The sequence below is a fragment of the Sinorhizobium arboris LMG 14919 genome (assembly GCF_000427465.1).
Classification (GTDB): Bacteria; Pseudomonadota; Alphaproteobacteria; order Rhizobiales; family Rhizobiaceae; genus Sinorhizobium; species Sinorhizobium arboris.
Genome location: NZ_ATYB01000008.1, coordinates 1,199,074 through 1,220,942, shown reverse-complemented (window position 1 = coordinate 1,220,942; position 21,869 = coordinate 1,199,074). Strand labels below are relative to the sequence as shown.

The window sequence follows — 21,869 nt, the reverse complement described above, 5'->3', positions numbered from 1 at the left end:
CCTATTCCCCCACATCCCGCCCGGTTTCTGCGACCGTCTTCAGCCGATGGGCGAATTCGCGCCGAAGCGTGCGCCGCAATTCGGCTGCCTGGTGGCGGCGTTTCTCGGTTGCCGTCTCCGGATGGTACTCCGGCACCGCGACCGGACGGCCTGCATCGTCGACGGCGACCATCGTGAAATAGCAGGAATTCGTGTGCCGCCGTGTGCCCGCCCGGATGTTTTCCGCCTCCACCCTTATGCCGACCTCCATCGAGGTACGGCCGGCATAATTGATCGCCGCGCGGAAGGTAACGAGCTCACCGACATGGATCGGCTCCTTGAAGATCACCTGATCAACGGAAAGCGTCACCGCATATTGCTTCGAAAAGCGCGACGCACAGGAGAAGGCCACGCGGTCGAGCAGGTTCAAAAGCGCTCCGCCATGAACCTTTCCGCTGAAATTCGCCATGTCCGGCGTCATCAAAACCGTCATCACCAGATGCCGCGTCTCCTGCTCCGTCGTCATCCTTCCCCGCCTCTCGTCTTCGCCACCATCGTCAATACATCATACTGCGCGACAGTTGCGCCAGTCTGGTTGGTGACGTGGCAGTCCCAGCGCACCTCCCCATGCTCGGCATTCATTCGCGGACTGATCTCCTTGCAGGTGAGCCGGACCTGAAGCGTGTCGCCCGGATAGACGGGCGTCAGGAAGCGCAGCCTGTCGACGCCGTAGTTTGCGAGCACCGGCCCCGGGGCGGGGTCGACGAAAAGACCGGCGGCCAGGGAGACGACGAGATAGCCATGCGCGACGCGGCCGTCGAAGAACGGATTGGCGCGCGCAGCCTCCTCGTCCATATGCGCGTAGAAGGTGTCGCCGGTGAAATCGGCGAACTGCTCGATATCTTCGAGCCTGACCGTGCGTGTCTCCGTGACCAGCTGGTCGCCGATCCGTAATTCGGCGAGCGACTTGCGGAAGGGGTGCTCACCCCCGATCCGCGCGGGCGCTCCCTCCATCCATCGGCCGGTGACAGCCGAGATGAGACCCGGCGGCCCCTGGACGGCCGTGCGCTGCATGTAATGCATGACGCCCCGCATGCCGCCCAGCTCCTCTCCGCCTCCCGCCCGCCCGGGGCCGCCGTGGACGAGAGCCGGCAGGGGCGAGCCGTGCCCGGTCGAGGATTTCGCGCTCAGGCGGTTGCCGATCATCACGCGGCCATGGAACGGCGCCATGCCGATCACCAGATCCCGCGCGATATCGGGATCATTGGTGAAGACGGAGGTGACGAGGCTCCCCCTTCCGCGCCGGACGAGTTCAACCGCCTCTTCCGCCGTATCATAGGGCATGACGGTGCTCACGGGGCCGAAGGCCTCGACATCGTGAACCGACCGCGCTGCGCCCGGCTTGGCGCAATAGAGAAGGACGGGATTGAGGAAAGCCCCCGCCTCCGGGTCGCCGGAGACAAGCTGCGGCCTTGCCGGATCGCCTGCGACGATCTCTGCATCCGTTGTGAGATCGCGGATGCGCGCCCTTACCTCTTCGCGCTGGTCGATGCTTGCGAGCGGCCCCATCCGGGCCTTTTCGTCAGCCGGATCGCCGAGCTGAACCTTGGCGAGACGCTCGCCGAGAGCTGCACCCAGCGCGTCGCAATGGGCGCGCGGCGCGATCACCCGGCGGATGGCCGTGCACTTCTGCCCCGCCTTCGACGTCATTTCGCGGGCGACTTCGCGGACGAAGAGATCGAATTCCTCCGTTCCAGGGACCGCATCGAGCCCAAGAACCGCCGCATTGAGGCTGTCGGCCTCCATGGTGAAGCGCACCGAATTCCCGACGATCGCGGGGTGGGTCTTGAGCTTGCGCCCGGTCGTAGCCGAGCCGGTGAAGGTCACCACGTCCTGGCCGCCGACATGATCCAGGAGATCGCCCGAGGAGCCGCAGACGAGCTGGAGCGCCCCTTCCGGAAGCAAACCGGTGTCGACGATCCGCCGCACCATCAGCTCGGCGAGATAGGCGGTCGGGCTCGCAGGCTTGACGATCGCAGGCATCCCCGCCAGCAGCGTCGGCGCGAGCTTTTCGAGCATGCCCCAGCAGGGAAAGTTGAAGGCGTTGATATGCACAGCGACGCCCTGAAACGCTGTCAAAATATGCTGGCCGGAAAACGTATCGTCGCGTGACAGCGCCTCGACACCGCCATCGAGGAGCACATGGCTGTTCGGCAATTCCCGCCTGCCCTTCGAGGCATAGGAGAAAAGCGTGCCGATGCCGCCTTCGATGTCGATCCAGCTGTCCGGGCGCGTGGCGCCCGTGGCGGTGGAGAGCGCATAGAATTCCTCCTTGCGCTCCATCAGTGCCTGGGCAAGCGCCTTCAGCATCATCGCCCGCTCGTGGAACGACATCCGGCGAAGCGCCGGCCCGCCCTTTTCGCGTCCATAGGCAAGCGCGGCGGCGAAATCGATGCCGCTGGAATCGACGAGCGCCACCGGCGCGCCCGTCGCAGCATCGCGAAGGGTCACGCCGTCCTTCGCACCGCGCATCCAGGCGCCGGCGATATAGCTTTCGAGCCGGCGCGGCCGGTCCGCCACTACGTTCATCGGATGATCCTCCCATCAGTTCAGACTGAGCGTCGGCTCGGTATCGGCGGTCACTGATCGTAGCTGACGACGATGCGGTCGCTGAGCGGATAGGATTGGCAGGTCAGCACATAGCCCTGCTCCACCTCGTAATCCGCCAGCGCGTGATTGGCCTCCATCTCCACCTCGCCTTCCAACACCTTTGCGCGGCACGAAGAGCAGATCCCCGCCTTGCAGGCATGAGGTGCGTCCACTCCATTTTCGAGCGCGGCTTCAAGGATGCTCCGCCCCTCCTTCGCCAAGGCGAAGCTGCGCGCACCGCCGTCGAGGATGACCGTCGCCTGGCAGGTCGCATGCCGGTCGGCATGCTCGCCCCTTGCGACCCTCAGGGGGGCGCGGCCCGGCTGCGAAGCGGCGAACAGTTCGAACTTGATGCGATCGTCGCTGAGACCGTGCGCGCGAAGCGCTGCAGCGACGGCGAGCATCATCGGCTCAGGCCCGCAGATGAAGGCGATATCGGCCGACTGCACGTCGATCCAGCTACGGAACAGGGCAGTGCATTTTTCCTGATCGAGCCGCCCGCTGAACAGGTCGATCTCCTGGGCTTCGCTCTCGAGGATGTGCAGAACGGAAAGCCGCCCCAGATAGAGGTTCTTGAGATCGTCCAGTTCCTCGCGGAACATGATCGAGCTGAAGTGGCGGTTGGCATAGACCAGCGTGAACGCGGACCGCGGCTCGCGCGCGAGCACCGTCTTTATGAGCGAGAGCACCGGCGTGATGCCGCTGCCGCCCGCAAAGCCAAGATAGTGTTTGGCCGCCTCCGGCTCGATAGGCGTGAAGAATGCCCCCATCGGCGGCATGGCTTCCAGCGTGTCGCCCGGCTTGAGCTGTTCAGTCGCCCAGCTGGAGAAGCAGCCGTCATCAACGCGCTTGATGCCGACCTTCAGGGCGCCTTCGTCAAGACCGGCGCAGATCGAATACGACCGGCGCAGCTCCTCGCCGCCGAAGAGGCGGCGGAACGTCAGATATTGCCCCTGGGTGAAATCGAACGCGGCGCGGTGCTCCTCGCGCGGCTCGAGCGTCACGACCACGGCATCGCGCGTATCGCGCCGGACTTCGGTGACCTGAAGAGGATAAAAACGTGCCATTCGAGCGTTCTTCCCGCCTCGCATTACGTCAGATGCATTTGAAATAGTCGAAGGGCTCCAGACAGTCCCGGCAGCGATAACTCGCCTTGCAGGGCGTCGATCCGAACTGGCTGACCTTCTCGGTCCGGGTGGAGCCGCAGCGGGGACAGGAGACCATCAGCACCGCGCCGCCCGTGAGACTTTCGATCCGTTTCGACAGCCTGCCCTCGGCTCCGGTGCCGTCGACGGGCGCCGCAATGCCGTAGCTTTCAAGCTTTTCGCGGCCCTCCGCGCTGATCCAGTCGGTGGTCCAGGCGGGCGAGAGCTGGCGTTCCAGCCTGACATTGTCGATGCCGTTCTCCTTGAGCCGCCGCTCGATATCGAGATTGATGACCGCCGTGGCGGGACAGCCCGAATAGGTCGGCGTCACCGTCACCACCAGCGTCTCCCCATCCCAGGCGACGCGGCGGACGATGCCGAGGTCGACCACGGAGATGACCGGAATTTCCGGGTCCGGCACCTGCGAGAGCCAGTGCCACACATCTGCGATCGAGGGACGTATCGCCGTCGCCACATGAGCCTCCTACCAGCTGGCGCCGGGATAGGCGCGCTGCAGGAACTGCATCTCGGCGAGCACATAACCGAGATGCTCCGTATGGAGGCCGCGCTTGCCGCCCCTGTGCATGTAACCGTCCTCCGGTTTTTCGAGCGTCGCCGCGCGGAGTGCCCCGGCGATGACCGCGTCCCATTCGGCCTTGAGGCTGTCCGGCTCCAGTGCTACGCCGGCAGCTGCAAGGGCCGCGTCGTGCGCCTCGCTCACGAACATCTCGCCGGTATAGGGCCAGAGCTCGTCCAGCGCCTCCTGCATGCGGGCGTGGCTTTCCGCGGTTCCGTCGCCAAGGCGGATCACAAGGTCGCGGCTCCGTTCGAGATGGTAGGCCGCCTCCTTCGACGCCTTCTCGGCGATCCCGGCGATGCGCGGCTCGCAGGAGCTGCGAAGGACCTTCAGTGCGAGATAGTGCCATGCATCGAACAGGAACTGGCGCATCAGCGTCCTGCCGTAATCGCCGTTCGGCCGTTCGGTGATCAGCAGGTTGCGGAAGTCGCGCGTATCGCGGAGATAGGCAAGGTCGTCCGCGCTGCGGCCCCTTCCCTCGACCTCGCCTGCAAGGCCGAGCCAGAGCTGCGTCTGGCCTATGAGGTCGAGCGCCGTGTTGGCGAGCGCGATATCTTCTTCGAGAGCCGGGCCATGGCCGCACCATTCCGAAAGCCGATGGCCGAGGATCAGCACATTGTCGCCCATGCCGAGCAGGAACTCGAAAAGCGCGGCCCGGTCGACGGCAGCTTCCATGGCGGTTGGCTGAACCATCACATGTGCCCCGCCTCATCCGGAATGTCGAAGAAAGTCGGGTGGCGATAGACCTTCGCATTCGCAGGCTCGAACAATGGACCCTTTTCCGAGGGCGCACTTGCCGCTATGTCGCTCGAACGCACCACCCAGATGCTGACGCCCTCGTTGCGGCGGGTGTAGACGTCGCGGGCGTTGTTGATCGCCATTTCGGCATCGGGCGCATGCAGGCTTCCCACGTGGCGGTGGTTCAGGCCGTGCTGGCCGCGGATGAAGACCTCCCAGAGGGGCCACTCGCTGGACATAACGTCTCGCTCCCGATGTTCATTCCGCGGCGACCGGCTGCGCGCGACGTGCGGCCTTTTCGGCATGCGCCGTCACGCCATCCCGGAACCAGGCGCCGTCCTCCCAGGCCTTTCTGCGCGCACCGAGGCGCTCGGCATTACAGGGGCCATTGCCGGCGACCACTTCGAAAAATTCGTCCCAGTCCGGCTCGCCGAAATCGTAGCCGCCCTTTTCCTCGTTCCACTTCAGATCCGGGTCGGGGATGGTCAGTCCGAGAAATCCGGCCTGCGGTACGGTCTGGTCGACGAATTTCTGTCTGAGTTCGTCGTTCGAGTTCTGCTTGATCTTCCAGGCCATCGACTGGGCCGAATGGACCGAGGCGTCGTCCGCAGGGCCGAACATCATCAGCGACGGCCACCACCAGCGGTCCAGCGCGTCCTGCACCATGGCCTTCTGGGCAGGGGTGCCTTTCATCATCTTGATCAGGATGTCGTAGCCCTGGCGCTGATGGAAGCTCTCCTCCTTGCAGATGCGGATCATCGCGCGCGAATAAGGGCCGTAGGAACAGCGCTGCAGCGGCACCTGGTTCATGATGGCCGCACCGTCGACCAGCCAACCGATGGCACCGATATCGGCCCAGCTGAGCGTCGGATAATTGAAGATCGACGAATACTTGGCCTTGCCCGAGTGAAGCTGCTCGTAAAGGGTGTCGCGGCTTACTCCCAGCGTCTCGGCGGCGCAGTAGAGATATAGACCATGCCCCGCCTCGTCCTGAACCTTGGCGAGCAGGATCGCCTTGCGCTCGAGCGTCGGCGCTCGGGTGATCCAGTTGCCTTCCGGGAGCTGGCCGACGATCTCGGAATGGGCGTGCTGGCTGATCTGGCGGATGAGCGTCTTGCGATAGCCTTCGGGCATCCATTCCTTTGGCTCGATCTTCTGACCCGCGTCGATCCGCTCCTGGAAAGCGCGTTCCTGCGGGTCCATCTCCTCGGGTGTCTTGACCCTGGGGGCGCCCGTCTTCACCGTTTGAGCATACATGCTGCTCTCTCCTCCGCCGGAGGCGCTCGAGAATGAGCTGAGTGCTACTCCTTCCGGCTCGGCGGCCGGCATGCCCAACCATTAACCGACCGATCAGTTAGAATCTAACGCAGGACATGTCACAGTTCAACGGAATTTTCACGATTTTTTGTGACATTAATTGGCGGTGATTGCGTCCGTTCGCGGCCGGACGCAAACGCGAAGGACGAAGAGGGGAGAAGTCGCCCTCCACGGCCGCCGAAACGCAGCAGCTTTAAACGAGGTCTCCTGCCTTCCCGGACGCAGCTTCGTCGCACAGCATCCGAAGCCGGTCCTCCGTCGCCCCGGTCGCCTTCGGCAGCGGCCCCGTGAGCGTGACGAAGTTCCGTGCGACATGCAGGTCCGCCTGGGGAGACAGCCGGCGATAAAGACGGGCGAACAGGCGGCGGGCTTCGTCGCCTGGCCAATCAGCGGGCAGAACTTCCGCCGGCAGGCGCGGCTCGCGGAGCGTGACGAAGCGGAACTGGTGTACCAGGAGGAGGCGCGCGGAAAGGCACTCCTCGGGAGTAATCGCCGCAGCGCCATCCGAAAGATCGGCGAGCTTGCCGAAACAGGCGAGGAACCGCCGGTACGCCTGTGCGTGAGGTGCCAGATCCCAGCAGCCGGAGACAAAGGCCTTCAGCTCGCTCGCGCCTTGGGCAAGCTCCGCCCGGAAGACAAGGGCGGGCATGATCGCGTTCGGGAACGGCCGCACGCCGATTGCGAGCCGGGGGCTCAGGCGCGCATGACCGGATCGCTCGAGCATCTGCATCCGCTCCTCGGCCGACGAACCCATCAGCTGCACGAAGCGCCAGCTCGCTTCCTCCGGCGGTCCGAAGATCACCCGCGCCGCAGCGGCGAATTCCGCGCGTGCGGCATCCGTCAGCCGATAGAAGCTGCGCCGTCCCTCCCGTTCTCCGGCGAGCTGGCCGGCGGCGACGAGACGGGACACGGCGGTTCTCACAAGCGTCTCGCTGATACCGACGTCAGCGCAGATCTCGATCAGGTTGCCGATCCAGATCGCGCCGCCGCGCGGCTCGACCACGTCGCCGTAAATGGTGACGATGAAACTCGCGGCCCTGAGCGGCGTTTCATCCAAAATTGCCCGGATGATCCTCGAGCCCTGCTCTTCCGAATTTTTACCATTCGCCTGCATCCGACCACCTTTGGAGACCTGCCGTACGGTTCCTTATCGTCTCCGGCTGGAGCACTTGCAGGAAAGCATGTAGCGGTTTTCCGTCCGGAAATACTTACCTTCAAAGTCTTAGAGCGTTTCAGTGTTTCCGCGAAACACTGAAACGCTCTAAAGGAAACGTACAGCAGATCAAAGCAAAACAGCGTCGCGCGTCCGATGAGACGCGCGACGCTTAACGAATGCAGCGAAGGACTCCCCCCGTTTATTTCGCCGGCGTCAACTTCACACTGGCAACTCCAACAGCGACGTTCAGCCCCGTCTGACCATCGATCTTCAGCGGCTGCAGCGCGATTTCCTTTTTCGCGCCGACCAGGGATTTCGCCCCCAGGCCCAGTCCGGCCGCAAACTCGGCGGAGAGGCCGGAATAGTTGCCGGCAAGCGCACCCTTGAGCTTGGTTTTCGGCTTCGCGTAAACCGCCCACACCAGGCGGCTTTCAGCCGTTATGCCGATATCAAGTCCCAGCTTGTCGATCGTACCGGTATATTTTTGCGGTGCCTTCTGACCGTCTGCCTCGAAAACGCAATCCAGCGCCTTCGACGAACCCAGCACCAGACCCACGCCTGCTGCGACGTCGCACGAGAGCGTTCCGCGCTTCACGAACTCGGCCTGAGCCTGTTGCTTGGTCTCCTCGGCCATCGCGCCGGACACTGCGACAGCGCTGAAAGCGAGGCCGCCAATCGTCGCGCGGATCAGGTTACGGAATCGGTCAATCATTAAAGCTTCCTTACTGTGGGTTACGGCCCTTGAACCGGGCATTGTCGAAAGCAGGCTTGAAGCCGCCAAGACCAGTTTCGGAAAGCGCGTACCTGCCGCAGAACATGACTGTTGCCGGCTTCGTGCGTCCGTATAGTCGCTGTCCCACATCTCCCAGACCGCGTCTATTGGACTACAGGCTTGCGCCCGGTCTTAGGTCTTGACCCTGAAGACCCGGGATCTCGAGTGCGGCGGTTGCGTCGGTCTGCATGACAATGCGGCCCCGGAACCGAGCGGTTCCGGGGCCGTTTGGTCGCCCGACCGGGAGAAAAAATCAGGCGGCCGCTACCTTCTTCGTCACGCGGGCCCATTCCGGGATCCAGTCGCGGTGCGCCGCGAGGAGATCGTCCACAAGAGACCAGATCTGGTCGAGGTCGAGCTCGGCGGCGGTATGCGGATCCATCATCGCCGCGTGATAGAGGTGCTCGCGGTTTTCGGTGACGAGCGCCTGGACCGTCAGCTCCTGGACGTTGATGTTGGTGCGGATCAGCGCCGTAAGTTGCGGCGGCAAGGCGCCGATATAGGTCGGTTGGATACCGGATGAATCGACGAGGCAGGGCACTTCCGCCGCGCAGTTTTCCGGCAGCGAGGTGATGCAGCCATTGTTCCGGAGGTTGCCGTAGATCACCGAAGGTTCGCCGGTCCAGACCGAGTTCATGATCGAGGAGGCATATTCACGGCTCTCCGCGACTTCGATCGTCTCCGCCTCCTTGAAGGCGGCCGCCTGTCCCTTCCAGCGCTCGATCTGCTCGACGCAACGCTTCGGATATTCATCGAGCGGAATGCCGAATTTCTCGATCAGATCGGGGCGCCCTTCCTTGATGAAGTATGGCGTGTACTCGGCGAAATGCTCCGAACTCTCGGTGACGAAATAACCGAGCCGCGTCAGCATTTCGTAGCGCACCCTGTTGGGGCAGCGCGGGTTCCAGTGGCTGGGCTTGGGGAAGCGCCCCTCGCGGTAGCCGCGCATCAGGTCCGGATAGAGGTCGCGATAGCCGCCGTCCTTCTGACGATGCTCGAACTTCAGATAGAACGCCATGTGGTTGATGCCGGCGGCGCGGTAGCGGATTTCCTCGAGCGGGATGTCGAGGTCGCGGGCAAGTTCGTATGCCGTGCCCTGCACCGAATGGCAGAGGCCCACCTGCTTGATCGCCGGATATTTCTCGGCGATCGCCCAGGTGTTTATCGCCATCGGATTCACATATTGCAGGAGGATCGCCTCGGGGCACACCTCGAGCATGTCCTGGCAGATCTTCCAGAGATGCGGCACGGTGCGCAGCCCGCGCATGATGCCGCCGACGCCCAGCGTGTCGGCAATTGTCTGGCGCAGGCCGTATTTCTTCGGCACTTCGAAGTCGGTGACGGTGCAGGGCTCATAGCCGCCGATCTGGAAGGCGACGACGACGAAATCCGCTCCCTCCAATGCCTTGCGCTGGTTCGAATGGGATTCGATCTTGGCATTGACGCCAAGAGTGCGCACCAGTTTGCCGGCGACGATCTCGCTTTCGGCGAGCCGCTCGGGATTGACGTCCATCAACGCGATGGTCGCGGCCGAAAGCGCCGGCCGCTGCAAGATATCGCCGATGATGTTCTTCATGAAAACGGTGGAACCGGCGCCGATGAAAGTAATCCTGGGTTGTCTCGTCATGGGATAGCCTCTGTTTGAACTCACGCGGCCACTTCGAAGGCGGCCTTTACCAGCCGCTCCGTGTAGGCAGTCTTGGGATTGTTAAGGACCTGGCTCACCGACCCCTCTTCGACGATCCGGCCGTTCTGCATAACCGCCACGCGGTGGCAGAGCGCGCGCACGACCTTCAGGTCGTGGGAGATGAAGAGGTAGCTCAGACCCCGCTCATCCTGCAGCCGGCGCAGGAGTTCGATGATCTGGGCCTGTACCGAGAGGTCGAGTGCCGAGGTCGGCTCGTCCAGGAGGATGAATTCCGGTTCGAGCGCGATGGCGCGGGCGATCGCAATGCGCTGGCGCTGGCCGCCGGAGAACTCGTGCGGAAAGCGCGAAAGGATGTTCGACGGCATGCCGGCGCTGACGAGCGCGTCCTCGACCCGCTTCAGCCTGTCCTTGCGGTTTGCGCCGATGCCGTTGACGATCAGACCCTCCTCGATGATCTGGCCGACCGACATTCGCGGGTTGAGCGAGGAGAAGGGGTCCTGAAAGACGATCTGGATCTTCGACCGAAGCGGGCGCATTCCCTTGCGGTCCTTGTCGTGGATCGGCTCGCCTTCGAAATAGACCTCGCCGCCATCGGTGTTGAGAAGCCGGATCAGCGCCTGGCCGAAAGTGGTCTTGCCGGAACCGGACTCGCCGACGAGCCCGAGCGTCTCGTGCCGGCGAAGCTTGAGGCTGAGCCCGTCGACCGCGACGAGCTCCTTGAATCGCGGTCTGAAGAACCCGCCCTTTTTCAAGGTGAAAGAGACACGGACATTGCGGCCGTCGAGCAGGATCGGCGCATCGTCCGGCAACGGGTTGGCCGAACCGGAGGGTTCGGAGGAAAGCAGCCGCCGCGTGTAGGCGTGCTGCGGATCGGCAAACAGCGCCTCCGTCGTGTTGTGTTCCTTCACTTCGCCGAGCTGCATGACATAGACGTAATCGGAAAATTGGCGGACCACCGTCAGGTCATGGGTGATCAGGATCACCGCCATGCCGAGCTCCTGCTGCAGCTTGCGGATAAGGTTGAGAATCTGCGCCTGCACCGTCACGTCGAGCGCCGTCGTCGGCTCGTCGGCAATCAGCACGTCCGGATCGTTGGCAAGAGCCATGGCGATCATAACGCGCTGACGCTGGCCGCCGGAAAGCTGATGCGGATACTGGTTGAGCCGCGCCTCAGGATCGGGGATCTGAACGTGCCGCAAGAGCTCCAGTGCCCGTTCGGCGGCGGCCCGCCGGCTGACGCGGCGATGCGCGCGGATCGCCTCGACGATCTGGCTGCCGATCGTGTAGACCGGGTTCAGCGAGCTCATCGGCTCCTGGAAGATCATCGAGATGCGATCGCCGCGCAATGCCCGGCGCTCTCTCTTCGAGAATTTCAACACGTCCCTGCCGTCATATTCGATGCGCGCTTGCGGCGCGATCGTAGCCCGCTTCGACAGCAGTCCCATGACGGTGCGCGCCGTCACCGACTTGCCGGAGCCGGACTCTCCGACGATGGCCACCGTCTCGCCGCGATAGAGCTGGAAGGAAACGTCCTTTACCGCCTCGACCGTGCCGTTCTCCACCTTGAAGGTGACCGCGACGCGGCGCGCATCGATCACCGGTCTCGTGCCCTTCGTGTGGCGGTCGCGCCGTTCCTCGGGTGCCGGGACAATGCTTTTGATCGTTGCCATCGGCATGCTCCTCAATAGGGGTCGATTGCGTCGCGCAGGCCGTCGCCCAGCGCATTGAAGGCGAAAACGGTGACCAGCACGAAGGCGACCGGCGAGAGGATCCAGGGATAGGAACCGATCGCGGAATAATTCGCCGTGTCCTGCAGCATCAGCCCCCACGAGATCAGCGGCGGCTTGACCGCAAAGCCCAGGAACCCGAGAAAGGATTCGAGCAGCACCACCTGGGGGATGGCGAGCGTCACCGCGACGATGACGTGGCTCATCACATTCGGGAAGATGTGCTGGAATATGATGCGCCGGTCCGTAGCGCCGATGGCGATCGCCGCCCGCACATATTCGATCCGGGCAAGCGCCAGGGTCTTGCCGCGCACCTCGCGCGACATCTGCGCCCAGCCGAGCGCCGACATCACGATGATGACAAAGGCGAGGAAGACATTCGTCGGCGCGGTGACCGGGATCAGCGAGGCGAGCGCCAGATAGAGCGGCAATTGCGGGAAGGCGAGCACGAGTTCGACGAAACGCTGTACCCAGGCATCGAAGCGCCCGCCGAAATAGCCGGACACCATGCCGACGGTCGTCCCGACCACGGTGACGATGAAGACGACGGTGAGCGCGATCATCAAGGAGATGCGCGAACCGTAGAGGATGCGGGACAGGACGTCGCGGCCGAATTTGTCGGTGCCGAGCAGGTGTACCGGCGTGCCGTCGACGGCGCCGAAAAGATGGCGCTCGGCAGGAATCAAACCGAAGAGCCTGTAGGGGGCGCCCTTTACGAAGAAGCCGAGGACCTGCGGATTGTCGTAATCGGGGCCGATGATCGGCTGGAAAGTGACCGGATCGAGCTCCTCCGTCTCGCGCACCGGATAGCTCCTCGGCGGAAGGACGAAATTGCCCTCCTTGTCCCGGAAGCTGATCGCCTGCGGCTGAGCGAAGGCCACACCCGTCGCCTTCGGGTCGACGGGCGACAGGAAGTCGGCAAAAACGGCGATCAGGACGAGCAGGCAGACGAGGACCAAGCCGAGCAGGCCGGTCCAGGAACGCTTCAACCGCCGCCAGACGAGGGCGGAGTAGCTCTCGTGGTGGTGCTTTTCCTCGGGCTCGATCGCCACCGGAAGAGTGCTTTCGGCTCCGATGGTCATGCGTGTACCCCCCCTCCCATACGCACGCGCGGATCGAGCGCAGCGAGCAGCATGTCGGCGATGATGTTGCCGACGATCAATGTTGCGGAGAGGACCAGCATGAAGGTCGCCGTCACATAGACGTCGCCGACCCACATGGAACCGACGATCGCCGGCCCGACGGTCGGCAGCGCGAAGATGATCGCCGTCTCGATCTCGCCGGTCAGCATGTAGGGAAGCACGACGCCCTGATACATGATCAGCGGGTGGAGCGCGTTCGGCACCGCGTGGCGCATCACGACCGCGCCCTCGCTCAGGCCCTTGGCGCGCGCCGTCTCGACATATTGCGCGTTCAGCGTGTCGAGGAGATTGCCGCGCATCACCCGCATATTGTAGGCGAGCCCGCCGAAGGTGGCGATCGCCACGACCGGCCAGACATGCTTCACCAGATCGACGAACTTATCCCAGGACCAGGGCGCCCCGCCGTAGCGGGCGGAATGGAAGCTGTTGATTTCGCTCACATTGAAATGGAAGACGAGGATATAGACGATGATCAGTGCCATGAGGAAGCGCGGCACCGTCATGCCGAGAAAGGATACCGTCGAAAGCAGGCTGTCGATCCAGGAATATTGCCGCGTCGCCGCGATGATCCCGAAGGCGATGCCGATCACCGATGCAAGAATGTGGCATACGAGCGCGAGCGCCAGCGTTCGCGGCAGGCGCTCGCCGACCACGTCGGCTACGGGCTTGTTGTAGTAGAGGCTGTGGCCGAAATCGCCGCGCGTCACGATGCCCCTTATCCAGTTGACGTACTGGATCGGCAGCGGCTTATCGAGGCCGTGCTCCTTGCGATAGGCCTGCGCCTGGGCATCCGCCTCCTCGAAAGAGGCGCCGCCCTGATTGATAAGCTGCGAGCGGATGTAGTCGCTGTAATCTCCCGGCGGTGCCTGGATGATGCCGAAGGTCACCACGCTCAGGACGAGCAGCACCGGAATGGCAGAGGCGATTCGGACAAGCAGAAATCTGAACATGCCGTTTCCTTCTGTCTCGAGTTCCGCGAGAGCCATGCCTGCATCGGCTCGCGGCGGCGTGAAGGGCTTGCACCCTCGCCGGCTCCTTGGCCCGGAGCCGGCGGAGGCGGTTCAGCTTCAGTTGATCGGGCCGCTTTCGCCGGGTTTGCCGGGAAGCTGCTCGGGATAAAGTTCGTAATCGCCCTGCTTGTCGGCGGCAACGAAGACCCGTTCCCGGATAATCGTGTCCTCCGCCCAGTTGAACATGAAGATCGGCGCACCTGGGGGAATATTCGAGAAGCGCTTGTTGATGATCAGCGCGCCGGGATACTCCGTCAGGCCTACCGTATCGACATTGGTCGTCGAGATCTTCTGGAACTGCTTCATGAGTTCCGCCCGCTCTTCGTTATCTTGGCTGGCGATGAACTTGTTGACGATGCCGACGAGTTCCTTCTCGTGCGGCAGGAGATCGACCTGGCCGCTCTCCGGCGCACGATGATGCCAGCTCGTACGGGGACCGGTCGGCGCAAGCTGCGTCGTGTTCTGCACGACGGAGGTCAGCTCCTGGTCGTTGCGGCGGATGAGCCAGTCGAACTTGCCCGCATATTGCGTCGCGTCGCGCTTGGTGCCGTCGACCGCGTTCAGCACCACCTTGAGGGCGAGCTGTTCCATCTGGCCGACCAGGCCTTCCGCGAGATTGCGGTCGGTGCCGTAGTCCGAGTTGACGAGCATCACGATCTGCACGTCGGCGCCACCAGCGGTCCCTTCCGGGAAGTTCACGAAGCCGTTGCCGTCCGTGTCCTTGAGACCGACCTTTTCGAGAAGCGCCTTGCCGCCTTCGAGATCGTGGGGGTAGTAGATGGTGGAGTTCCGGTCGTAGAAGCTCGTGCCGGAGGAAAGCCCGCCCGGATAGATCGCCGTGAAGGGACCCTTCACCAGGGCTTCGCCAAGCTTCTTGCGGTCGACCGCCATTGTGACGGCCTTGCGGAAGTCCAGGTTGCGGTTGAGTTCCCGCACCGCCTTCGCGCGTTCGTCCGGGTCTCCCCAGCCATTGCCGGAGAAGTTCATATGCATGTTGTAACCGATGACGCGCGGGCCGAAGGCAAGCCGCGCCGGCGCGCTCTCATTGGCGGCGCGCTTCAGCGATTCAACGAAGTTTTCCGGCTGTTCGAGGTTCGAGAAGTCGCCCGATCCTGCGATCGCCTGCACGTCGCGGTCGGCCCAGGTCGAAAGCTTGTAATGGAGCTCGTTGAGGTAGGGCAGCTGGTTGCCGGCCTCGTCCACCTTCCAGTAATAGGGATTGCGGCGCAGCACGATGATGTCGTCAGGACGGTAGGCGACCGGCACCCATGCACCCATCACCGGAAGGTTCATATATTCGGCGGGGAAGCCGTTCTTATATTCGTTATAGGTCGTCCCGGCATATTTCGGGTGCTTGGTCTTGAGGATATGCGACGGGCCGGGGCAGAAGGTTCCGTAGGCCATTGCGAAAAGATGCTGACGCGGGAAGGCCTCCTTGAAGGTCCATTCGACCGTGTACTGGTCGATCTTCTTGAGCGTCGTGCCCTCGCCGAAGGTTTCGGGCGTCGCGCCGTTCAAGGGCGAAACGCTCGAGTCGAGGACATTGTCCTCCCAGTAGAACATGACGTCATCGGCATCGAAGGGATCGCCGTCCGACCATTTCGCGCCCTCGATCAGGTGCATGGTCAGCTTGCGGCCGTCCTCGGACCAATCCCAGCTCTTCGCCAGATTCGGCAGCGGCTCCATGTCGTCCGCCTCCACCTGGAAGAGCGGCGCCGTGCGCGTCAGGCACTCGAACATGCCGATGTCGATGCCGCCCCAGCCTTGAGTCTGGCCGGCGCTGTAGTTCCAGCCTTCCGGCCGGCCGCCGATGACGTGGCGCAGAACATCGCCATAGACGCCCATGCCGTCCGGCATGTTGCCGGCCTTGTAGACCATCGGCTCCTTCGGAAGCCGTTCGGCCACCGGCGGCAGCTTGCCGGCCTTGACGAATTTCTCGGTGACCCATTCGGGCTCCCTGTATTCGGGCAGCGCTTTGAATTCGAGAATGGAATCGCGCGACACATAGGTGATCTTGCCCTGCGCCGGAAAGGGCGGCTGCTCGGGCACCACGGCCGGCTCGGATGCGAAGGCCTGCACGGCAAAGGCGGATATGCCGATCAGCAGGCTCGCGGTCATATTCAGTCGATGCGTTTTCATGTCCCGGGTTCTCCCTCCTGTCTTCGCCGAGCCGGGGCGGCCGGCGCTCCTCCTACTGCATGTCTCCCTGCGCAGTCATTCCAACGCCCGTTGGTTGACCCCAGTGGCCGCGATTGCCCCTCACCCCAGCCCTCTCCCCGCCTGCGGGGAGAGGGGGCTCGAACGGCCGCTGCGAGTCTTCTTCTCCCCGCATGCGGGGAGAAGGTAGCCGGCAGGCCGGATGAGGGGCAGCTCGCGCGCCGGGGTAGACCTACCCCGCAGCGCGCAGCTTCGCCGCTTCCTTCTCCGCGCGGATCTCCTCGATCGAGCGCACCTCGCGCCGTGCCGCACCCTTCCACTCCCGGGTGGCGACCGTGGCGCGGCTCAGCCTCTCCCTGGCTGCATCGACCACATGGGCGTATTGCGGCAGCCATCTGGCTTGCGCGACGACCATTTCGTCGACCATCTGCCAGACTTCCTCCGGCGTGCAGATGGCGCCGACCAGCGGGTCGTGCAGCACGGCGAGTTTCAGGAGATCGATGTCGCCGGTGATCGCCGCATGGACGGACATGCGCTGGACGTTGACCGACGAGATGCAGGTGGCCGCACAGGCCTCCGGCAACATGATGCCTGCCACCATGTTGATGCCGAAACGATCGACGAAGCCGGGCGATTCGATGATCGCATCCGCCGGCAGATTGGTGATCACACCGTTGTTCTTGACGTTGAAGTGGCCACGATAGACGCGACCCGTCTCGAGCGCTTCGAGGATGCGGCTCGCATGCTCGTTCGAGCGCCTGATCGTTTCCAGCGGCCGGCCCGCCTCTTCGAGGAAGCGCGGATATTCGGTCTCGAACCAGTTGCGGGTCTCTGTCGAATAGCGCAGATATCCGCCGGTCTCCCCGTGGATCCAGTCCGACATGTCGATCCATCTGGAGATCTCGTCCGGACGCTTGCGGTACCAGGGCAGGTATTCGGACAGATGTCCGTTGCTTTCAGTCGAATAGACGCCGAAGCGCTTCAACACGTCGATCCGAAGCTTCTCCTGCTTGGAAAAGACCGGATGCGCCTCGAAGGCGGCGACGAGTTCGTCCTTGCCGACCTTGCGGCCGTTGAGGCGGACATCGACGAACCATGTCTGGTGATTGATGCCGGAGCAGATGTAATCGAGCTCGCCGTCCCTGGCGCCGAGAATCTCGGCGATCTGCTCGGCCCCGTGCTGGACGCCGTGGCAAAGACCGACCGTGTCGACCTTGCCGTATTCGATCGCCGCCCAGGTGTTCATCGCCATCGGGTTGGCATAGTTGAGGAACTTGGCGCCGGGCTCCGCCACCTCGCGAATGTCCTTGCAGAAATCGAGGATCACCGGAATGTTGCGCTGGCCGTAGAGGATGCCGCCGGCGCAGATCGTGTCGCCGACGCATTGGTCGACGCCGTATTTCAGCGGAATGCGAATATCGTCGGCATAGGCCTCGAGGCCGCCGACGCGCACGCAGCTGATGATGTAGCGGGCGCCCTCCAGCGCCTTGCGGCGGTCGGTCGTCGCGGTCACCTGCGTGGGGAGTTTGTTCGCCTCAACGATCCGGTCGAGGATGGTCTTGATCATGGCGAGGTTGTGCTCGCTCAGATCCGTCAATGCGAACTCGACGTCGCGAAGCTCCGGCACGGAAAGAATGTCGGTGAAGAGCTTCTTGGTGAAGCCGATGCTGCCGGCGCCGATGATGGCGATCTTAAAGCTGGCCATGGCCGTGCTATTCCTCCTCAGACTGCGACCTACGCGCTATAAGGGTAAAATCAAGTCATTGACCTGACCGGGATCGGCAATGCGGCATCCTCCTCGCCAACCCTCGTCAAACGCCGCGATAACCGTATGTCTTGCGCGATCTGTGGGCATTATGTGTATAATCGGATGCGCGACTAGAGAGGTATTGTGCTTTCATGGGTAATTCTGTGCTGCGGCAACTGATCGATCGGGGACCGGCGATGCGGACAGTTTCGCTGCCTCGGGGACGCCAGAGCCTGCACACGATGCCGACGAGCACCGGCTATGAGATCAGGACCGATGCAAGCTACGATTGGGACGGGCGCAAACGCGGTCAGACGCCCTTCACCGTCCTGCAGCACACGATCGGGGGGGCCGGCAACCTGCGATATGAAAACCGCAGCCATCGCGTGCGTCCGGGCGAGACGCTGCTGCTGCTCGTCCCCCACAATCATCGCTACTGGCTGGAGGAAGGCGGGCACTGGGAGTTCTTCTGGATCTCCATGAACGGCGAGGAGGCGCTGAGGATCCACCGCGCCATTCTCGCCGTCACCGGCCCCATCATAAGGCTGCAGCCGGATACCGTCGAACATCTTGCCGATTGCAGCCTGCGCCTCATCGCCGGCGGCGAGACCCCGGGCAGCGCCTCGGCGATCGCCTATGAGGCGGCGATGGCGCTCTATGACGATGTCTTCGGCTCGCATCCGGTCCTCAGTGAAGAATACCGGAAGATGCAGCACGTGATCGATCACATCATGAGCAATCTCGACAAGCCCCTTCCGGTCGAGGAGCTCGCGCGCATTTCCGGCCTGAGCCGCGCCCATTTCTCCCGGGCCTTCGCCGCCAGCGAAGGAATGCCGCCGGCGGAATTCGTGCTGCAGAAGCGCCTGCAGAGGGCCGTAAAGCTGCTGACCAAGACTGCGGACCTGCCAGTCAAGGAAGTCGCCATCCTGTCCGGCTTCGGGGATCCCAACTATTTCGCCAAGGTATTCCGCCGCGTCTTCGGCGCGAGCCCGACCGAGTTCCGTACCACCGGCATGTATGCAAGCGTGCCTGCCGCAGGCGCCAAGGCGGGAATCAACGGATCCGTGACCACACCGGCTGCGGCCGGCGATTGAAAAAGCCGCGATAAAATTTTACTAAAGAAATACCCCAGGCTGCACGGCAAAGGACAGACGGAACCGAATGGTCACAATCAAGGAAATCGCATCGGCCGTCGGCGTATCGTCAGCAACCGTCTCACGCGTCCTCAACTACGATCCGACACTGTCGATCTCCAACAGGAAGCGCCAGGCGATCATCGAGACGGCGGAGGCGCTCAACTATGCGACGCCGCGCAACCGCAGCCGCGCCGCAGCGCAGGCCGTCGGGGTCGGGCTGAAGATCGCGCTCGTGCATTTCCTCGATCCCGCCCAGGAACTTGCCGATCCCTATTATGTCGGCGTCCGGCTCGGCATCGAAAGCCGCTGCCAGGCGCTGAAGAGCGAAGTCGTCAAGGTCTTCCTCACCGGTAACCCTCCGGAGGCGACGATCCTGGAGGGCGCCTCGGGCGTGGTGGCCGTCGGCCATTATTACGGCGATGAGCTCGAGTGGCTGCGCCGCCACAGCCGCCACCTCGTCTTTGCCGATTACGCACCCGCCGGAGATATGGAAGACACCGTGCTCAGCGACGTCTCGCTGGCGATGACCCGGCTCCTGGAGGCGGTGCATGACATGGGCTACCGCCGCATCGGTTTCATCGGCTGGATCGACGCTTTCTACGGGCCTGACAACATCCATTCGGAGCGCCGTTGCCGCACCTATATCGACTGGATGACCAAGGCCGGGCTTTATGATCCGGAATTGTGCATGGTCGAGCCGATGACACCAGACAGCGGCTACAAGCTCGCCAAGGCGATGCTGTCGAAGCCCAATCCGCCGAAGATCCTCATCACCTGCAACGACAATATGGCGCTCGGCGCCTACCGGGCCATTCACGAGATGGGGTTCAGGATTCCCGAGGATATCGCCGTCGCGAGCTTCAATGACATCCCGGTCGCGCAATTTCTCGGGCCGCCGCTTTCCACGGTGAAGATCCCGGCGGAACTGATCGGCGAGACCGCCGTCGACCTGCTACTCGAACGCCTTGCGGGCCGCGAGGTCGCGAAGAAGGTGGTTTTCGGCACGGAAATCGTCTGGCGCGGCAGCACGCCGGCACCGGCCGCGCCAACCATCGAGGCCGTGAATCAGACGCGCGGCGCGCTGATCCGGTAATATTTTCTAAGGCGATTTCGGCGATCGTAACCGTCGGGAGTGCGAGCTCTGCATCATACCGCACGAGCCATGCGATGACGGCTTCGGATGGGATCTTGCGCAGCGTTTCCGAAATGACGTTGGCGTCTACGAAAATCAAAGGTCAGGGCCCGGATGAGCCTTGCGGCCCTCTCTGATCACCCCTTCGAGGTCGATGTCCGTGCCGCAGCTCTCGAACAAGCGCGCATAGAAAGCACTCGCAGGCTCCCGACCGGCTTCTCTGGTTTCATATAACTCAAGAGCACGCTCGACAATGTCGGCAATGGAGCGGTTCTCTCGCCGTGCAAGTCGGCGCGCCAGATCACGCGCTTTTGCACTTCGGACCGAAAGCGTCGGGGCGCCCATGCTCGAAACTCCTTTGTCCCTGATATAGGAGACATGTGAGATGCCAGCAAGACAGCTGGTGACAGCTGGACTGCCAGAAGGGCCGTGGCAGCCACTCGGTAAAACGGAGTAAAAATTTACTGAAAATAATTTGCGTCCACTCGAGTTTTAAGAAATACTCCCGCCGGGACAGAGAGGACTGTCTCGGGGAACACGATTTCGGGAGGAAACAATGGACAATCAGGCGCGTGCCTATCTGCCGCGTATCGCCGGTCTGGCTCTCGCGGGCGCAAGCCTCTTGGGGGTTGCCTCGGCGCAGGCCAAGGAAATCACCATCTGGTGCTGGGACCCGAACTTCAATGTCGCGATCATGAAGGAAGCGGGCGCCCGCTATACGAAAACCCATCCGGACGTCACCTTCAACATCGTCGACTTCGCCAAGCTCGACGTCGAGCAGAAGCTTCAGACCGGGCTTTCATCCGGAACCGCCGACGCGCTCCCTGACATCGTGCTCATCGAGGATTACGGCGCGCAGAAATACCTTCAATCCTTCCCGGGCGCCTTCGCGCCTCTGTCCGGTACCGTCGACTATTCCGGTTTCGCCCCCTACAAGGTCGAGCTGATGACCCTCGAAGGACAGGTCTACGGAATGCCCTTCGATTCCGGCGTCACCGGGCTCTATTACCGCAAGGATTATCTGGAAGCCGCCGGCTTCAAGCCGGAGGATATGCAGGATCTCACCTGGGACCGCTTCATCGAGATCGGTAAACAGGTGGAAGAGAAGACCGGCAAGAAGATGATGGGCCTCGACCCGAACGACGCCGGCCTCGTGCGCATTATCATGCAGTCGGCCGGGCAATGGTATTTCGACAAGGAAGGCAAGCCGAACATCGCCGGCAACGCCGCGTTGAAGGCGGCGCTCGAAACCATCGGCAAGATCATGCAGGCGAATATATACAAGCCTGCCAATGGCTGGTCCGACTGGGTAGGCACCTTTACCTCCGGCGACGTCGCGACCGTCGTCACGGGCGTCTGGATCACCGGCACCGTCAAGGCGCAGCCCGACCAGTCCGGCAACTGGGGCGTAGCACCCATCCCGTCGCTCTCGATCGAAGGCGCAACGCATGCCTCCAATCTCGGCGGCTCCAGCTGGTACGTGCTCGAAAGCTCCGAGGAGAAGGCGGAAGCCATCGATTTCCTGAACGAGATCTACGGAAAGGACATCGATTTCTACCAGACGATCCTGCAGGAGCGCGGTGCGGTCGGCTCGCTGCTCGCCGCCCGCGGCGGTGCGGCCTACGAGGCGGCCGATCCCTTCTTCGGTGGCGAGAAGGTCTGGCAGAACTTCTCCGACTGGCTGGCGAAGGTCCCTTCGGTCAATTACGGGATCTTCACCAACGAGGCGGATCTCGCAGTCACCGCGCAGCTCCCGGCCGTGACGCAGGGAACGCCGGTCGACGAGGTGCTGCAGGCGATCGAGGCCGAGGTCAGCGCTCAGATCCAGTGAGGCGAT

General features: G+C 63.0%; 19 protein-coding genes and 1 pseudogene. 3 read left to right on the top strand and 17 right to left on the bottom strand.

Annotation, left to right across the window (positions count from 1 at the left end; translation table 11 throughout):
• Position 1: 1 nt before the first annotated feature.
• The 15 genes from SINAR_RS0106305 to SINAR_RS0106235 all read right to left on the bottom strand — a co-directional run bounded on the left by SINAR_RS0106305 (position 2) and on the right by SINAR_RS0106235 (position 17,722).
• On the bottom strand, positions 2-505 hold the full coding sequence (locus SINAR_RS0106305) for an acyl-CoA thioesterase (RefSeq protein WP_027998297.1): 504 nt from the start codon (positions 503-505) through the stop codon (positions 2-4).
• Positions 502-2,568: a phenylacetic acid degradation bifunctional protein PaaZ gene (gene paaZ, locus SINAR_RS0106300; protein WP_027998296.1), complete on the bottom strand. Its 2,067-nt coding sequence runs from the start codon at positions 2,566-2,568 to the stop codon at positions 502-504. The genes SINAR_RS0106305 and paaZ overlap by 4 nt, the downstream gene beginning before the upstream one ends.
• A 50-nt stretch (positions 2,569-2,618) precedes the next feature.
• Positions 2,619-3,695, bottom strand: coding sequence for a 1,2-phenylacetyl-CoA epoxidase subunit PaaE (gene paaE, locus SINAR_RS0106295; protein WP_027998295.1), 1,077 nt, complete (start codon positions 3,693-3,695; stop codon positions 2,619-2,621).
• Positions 3,696-3,723: 28 nt separating this feature from the next.
• Positions 3,724-4,248 (bottom strand): 1,2-phenylacetyl-CoA epoxidase subunit PaaD, encoded by a 525-nt coding sequence (gene paaD, locus SINAR_RS0106290; RefSeq protein WP_027998294.1) that lies wholly within the window; start codon positions 4,246-4,248, stop codon positions 3,724-3,726.
• A 9-nt stretch (positions 4,249-4,257) separates the two neighbouring features.
• Positions 4,258-5,043 (bottom strand): 1,2-phenylacetyl-CoA epoxidase subunit PaaC, encoded by a 786-nt coding sequence (gene paaC / locus SINAR_RS0106285; RefSeq protein WP_027998293.1) that lies wholly within the window; start codon positions 5,041-5,043, stop codon positions 4,258-4,260.
• A complete protein-coding gene (paaB, locus tag SINAR_RS0106280; RefSeq protein WP_003527997.1) occupies positions 5,043-5,327 on the bottom strand; it encodes a 1,2-phenylacetyl-CoA epoxidase subunit PaaB in 285 nt (94 codons plus the stop codon). Before paaB ends, paaC begins: the two co-directional genes overlap by 1 nt.
• Before the next feature lie 19 nt (positions 5,328-5,346).
• Positions 5,347-6,345: a 1,2-phenylacetyl-CoA epoxidase subunit PaaA gene (paaA, locus tag SINAR_RS0106275; protein ID WP_027998292.1), complete on the bottom strand. Its 999-nt coding sequence runs from the start codon at positions 6,343-6,345 to the stop codon at positions 5,347-5,349.
• A gap of 253 nt (positions 6,346-6,598) precedes the next feature.
• Positions 6,599-7,519, bottom strand: coding sequence for a phenylacetic acid degradation operon negative regulatory protein PaaX (paaX, locus tag SINAR_RS0106270; protein WP_027998291.1), 921 nt, complete (start codon positions 7,517-7,519; stop codon positions 6,599-6,601).
• Between the two features lie 241 nt (positions 7,520-7,760).
• Positions 7,761-8,273, bottom strand: a complete 513-nt coding sequence (locus SINAR_RS0106265; RefSeq protein WP_084617099.1) for a DUF992 domain-containing protein — start codon at positions 8,271-8,273, stop codon at positions 7,761-7,763.
• Between the two features lie 313 nt (positions 8,274-8,586).
• A complete protein-coding gene (locus SINAR_RS0106260) occupies positions 8,587-9,960 on the bottom strand; it encodes an alpha-glucosidase/alpha-galactosidase (RefSeq protein WP_027998289.1) in 1,374 nt (457 codons plus the stop codon).
• A gap of 20 nt (positions 9,961-9,980) precedes the next feature.
• Positions 9,981-11,651, bottom strand: coding sequence for an ABC transporter ATP-binding protein (locus SINAR_RS0106255; RefSeq protein ID WP_027998288.1), 1,671 nt, complete (start codon positions 11,649-11,651; stop codon positions 9,981-9,983).
• An 11-nt stretch (positions 11,652-11,662) separates the two neighbouring features.
• A complete protein-coding gene (locus SINAR_RS0106250) occupies positions 11,663-12,790 on the bottom strand; it encodes an ABC transporter permease (RefSeq protein WP_027998287.1) in 1,128 nt (375 codons plus the stop codon).
• Positions 12,787-13,800 carry an ABC transporter permease gene (locus SINAR_RS0106245; protein ID WP_027998286.1) on the bottom strand — a complete coding sequence of 338 codons (1,014 nt, stop codon included), beginning with the start codon at positions 13,798-13,800 and terminating at the stop codon, positions 12,787-12,789. The genes SINAR_RS0106250 and SINAR_RS0106245 overlap by 4 nt, the downstream gene beginning before the upstream one ends.
• 117 nt (positions 13,801-13,917) lie before the next feature.
• Positions 13,918-15,999, bottom strand: coding sequence for an ABC transporter substrate-binding protein (locus SINAR_RS0106240; RefSeq protein ID WP_027998285.1), 2,082 nt, complete (start codon positions 15,997-15,999; stop codon positions 13,918-13,920).
• 250 nt (positions 16,000-16,249) lie between these two features.
• Positions 16,250-17,722, bottom strand: a complete 1,473-nt coding sequence (locus SINAR_RS0106235; RefSeq protein WP_027998284.1) for an alpha-glucosidase/alpha-galactosidase — start codon at positions 17,720-17,722, stop codon at positions 16,250-16,252.
• Positions 17,723-17,916: 194 nt separating this feature from the next.
• On the opposite strand from SINAR_RS0106235, the gene SINAR_RS0106230 reads away from it, so the two are divergent.
• Positions 17,917-18,858: an AraC family transcriptional regulator gene (locus SINAR_RS0106230; protein WP_027998283.1), complete on the top strand. Its 942-nt coding sequence runs from the start codon at positions 17,917-17,919 to the stop codon at positions 18,856-18,858.
• Positions 18,859-18,925: 67 nt separating this feature from the next.
• On the top strand, positions 18,926-19,993 hold the full coding sequence (locus tag SINAR_RS0106225; RefSeq protein WP_027998282.1) for a LacI family DNA-binding transcriptional regulator: 1,068 nt from the start codon (positions 18,926-18,928) through the stop codon (positions 19,991-19,993).
• Here SINAR_RS0106225 and SINAR_RS1000000135090 read toward each other — a convergent pair.
• Positions 19,937-20,132: pseudogene (locus SINAR_RS1000000135090) on the bottom strand (PIN domain-containing protein); the annotation flags it as partial. The gene SINAR_RS0106225 and the pseudogene SINAR_RS1000000135090 sit on opposite strands and share 57 nt — an antisense overlap.
• Positions 20,129-20,377 (bottom strand): type II toxin-antitoxin system VapB family antitoxin, encoded by a 249-nt coding sequence (locus SINAR_RS0106220; protein ID WP_027998281.1) that lies wholly within the window; start codon positions 20,375-20,377, stop codon positions 20,129-20,131. The gene SINAR_RS0106220 and the pseudogene SINAR_RS1000000135090, both read right to left, overlap by 4 nt.
• A 211-nt stretch (positions 20,378-20,588) precedes the next feature.
• Here SINAR_RS0106220 and SINAR_RS0106215 point away from each other — a divergent pair, with 211 nt between their 5' ends.
• Positions 20,589-21,863 (top strand): ABC transporter substrate-binding protein, encoded by a 1,275-nt coding sequence (locus SINAR_RS0106215; RefSeq protein WP_027998280.1) that lies wholly within the window; start codon positions 20,589-20,591, stop codon positions 21,861-21,863.
• Positions 21,864-21,869 lie beyond the last annotated feature (6 nt).